The 2172-nt window shown below is 66.2% G+C and carries 3 protein-coding genes; 1 reads left to right on the top strand and 2 read right to left on the bottom strand.

The features are described from left to right. Nucleotides 1-120: 120 nt before the first annotated feature. Complete coding sequence (locus tag EN914_RS32960; RefSeq protein WP_024504066.1) at nucleotides 121-1557, top strand: amidase; 1437 nt, start codon at nucleotides 121-123, stop codon at nucleotides 1555-1557. A 220-nt stretch (nucleotides 1558-1777) separates the two neighbouring features. On the opposite strand, the gene EN914_RS39565 is transcribed toward EN914_RS32960, so the two are convergent. After that, nucleotides 1778-1927: a hypothetical protein gene (locus EN914_RS39565; protein ID WP_245265348.1), complete on the bottom strand. Its 150-nt coding sequence runs from the start codon at nucleotides 1925-1927 to the stop codon at nucleotides 1778-1780. Continuing rightward, on the bottom strand, nucleotides 1924-2172 hold a 249-nt coding region (locus EN914_RS39570), incomplete at its 5' end, for a M24 family metallopeptidase (RefSeq protein WP_245497900.1). The genes EN914_RS39570 and EN914_RS39565, both read right to left, overlap by 4 nt.

The raw sequence follows: 2172 nt of genomic DNA on the forward strand, positions 1-2172 counted from the left end.
TTCGTAGGGCGAAAAGCCTGGTTTCTTGAGTGCCTTGGTCCCTCTCGACAGAAGGTGCCGGGAGGCGGCGCCAAACGTTGGCAAGATCAACGAACGACGTTGAAGAATTGGGAGAGAGACATGGTCACCGACAGTCTGCTGAAAACCTATGCCGAGTCCGACGCGCTGGACCTTGCGGCGCTGGTGAAGCGCGGCGACGTTACCCCGGCGGAGCTGGTGGAAGCGGCGATCACGCTGGTCGATCGGCTCAACCCGACGCTCAATGCGGTCATCCATCGCCTCTACGACATGGCGCGCGGCCAGGCGCAGACGGTCGACACATCAGCGCCCTTCGCCGGCGTGCCATTCCTGCTCAAGGAGCTGGCCTCGTCCTGGACCGGGGCGCCGAACACCAACTCCTCATTCTACCTGAAAGATGTCGTCGCCGATTTCGACACCGAAGTGGTTCGCCGCATGAAGGCGGCCGGGCTGGTGCTGGTCGGCAAGTCGAACGCCCCAGAAAATGGCTGGTCGATCACCACCGAGCCAAAGCTCTACGGCGCGACGAAGAACCCGTGGAAGGAAGGCATCACGCCCGGCGGCTCCAGCGGCGGAGCGGCCGCGGCGATTGCTTCGCGCATGGTGCCGATCGCCGAAGCCAGCGATGGCGCCGGCTCGATCCGCATCCCGGCCTCCTGCTGCGGCATCGTCGGCCTGAAGCCGTCGCGCGGCCGCGTCAGCCTCGCGCCGTTCGGCGACTATTGGTATGGCGGCGCCTATTTTCTTTGCTGCTCGCGCACGGTGCGTGACACGGCGGCCTATCTCGACGCGGTCGCCGGCGCGCTGCCGGGCGAGCCCTACACGCCGCCGGTTCCTGATGGCACCTGGCTCAGCCTGTCGGCGCGGGCGCCAACGAAGCTGCGCATCGGCTTTTCCGTCACGCCGCCCAACGGCACTGCGACCGATCCGGAGGTGAAGGCGGCGGTGCTGGAGACCGTGGCGGTACTCGAGCGGCTCGGCCACCATGTCGAGGAGCATGACATGCCGCTCGACGCCAATGCTGTGTGGAAGACCTACACCAACATGACCTGCGTGCAGACGGCGGCGACCTTCGACTACCTTGAAACGGTGATGGGGCGGCCGGTGACACCGGGTGATGTCGAGGCGGTGACCTTCGCGATCATCGAGCGCGGCCGTGCGACCAGCGGCACCAGGCACATCTCCGACGTCGAGCAGCTCAGGCAGGTCGGCCGCGACATCGTCGGCGACCTTGGCGCCTACGACCTCTTCATCACCCCGACGCTGACGCAGCTGCCGCGCCCGCTCGGCTATTACGACATGTCGGAGACGGATATCGACCGCTACAATGCCGAATGGACGGACGCGGTGTTTGCCTTTCCCTTCAACATCTCCGGCCAGCCGGCGATCTCGCTGCCGCTCGGCTGGTCGAAAGACGGCGTCCCGATCGGCGTGCAGCTGGTCGGCCGCTACGGCGACGAGGCAACGGTGCTGGCCGCGTCGGCGCAGCTGGAGCAAGAGATGCCGTGGAGGGGGAGAAGGCCGGCGGTGAGTGGTTAGGTGCTTGGCAGCCCACCGCCGAGTTCCGTGGCGCCCCCCTCTGTCCTGCCGGACATCTCCCCCTCAAGGGGGGAGATTACGCGCTCAACAGCCTTCGCCAAATCATCTACACGGTAAGGTGGGCGAGACGGCGAAGCTGCCAATCTCCCCCCTTGAGGGGGAGATGTCCGGCAGGACAGAGGGGGGCGTAGAGCGCTGCCCCTGCAGTGACCCGCGCTCGCTATCCAATCCTCTCCAGCCGCCTCGGCAGTCGGTTCATCGGCTTGGGCCCGTCCGGCGTGATCAGGAACTGGTCCTCGAGATTGAAGCTAGCGAGGCCGTCTATGTAGAGCGGGATCTCGAAGGCCAGCACCATGCCGGCTTCGATCACGACATCGCTGTCGGCGGCGATGAACGGCCATTGTTCGGAAAACACCGACTCAAATGGCCGCGGCGGTAGGTGCGCAGCCCTTGCCGCGCCAGGCTGTCGGTGGCGACGCGATGCACGTGGGCGAGCGTGGTTCCCGCATCAAGGGACGCCAGGCCGTCGTCAAAGGCCCGCTCGGCGATGGCGTGCAGTTCGGCCTGCTCGGCGGATGGCGGCCCGAAGGTGAAGTTGCGCGACATGTCGGAGGC

This window comes from Mesorhizobium sp. M7A.F.Ca.CA.001.08.2.1, from assembly GCF_003998455.1.
In the GTDB taxonomy this organism is placed as follows: Bacteria; Pseudomonadota; Alphaproteobacteria; order Rhizobiales; family Rhizobiaceae; genus Mesorhizobium; species Mesorhizobium ciceri.

What these genes read in the sequence shown, in the direction of transcription:
- EN914_RS32960 (WP_024504066.1), top strand. Translation starts at nt 121, where the DNA reads ATGGTCACCGACAGTCTGCTGAAAACCTATGCCGAGTCCGACGCGCTG.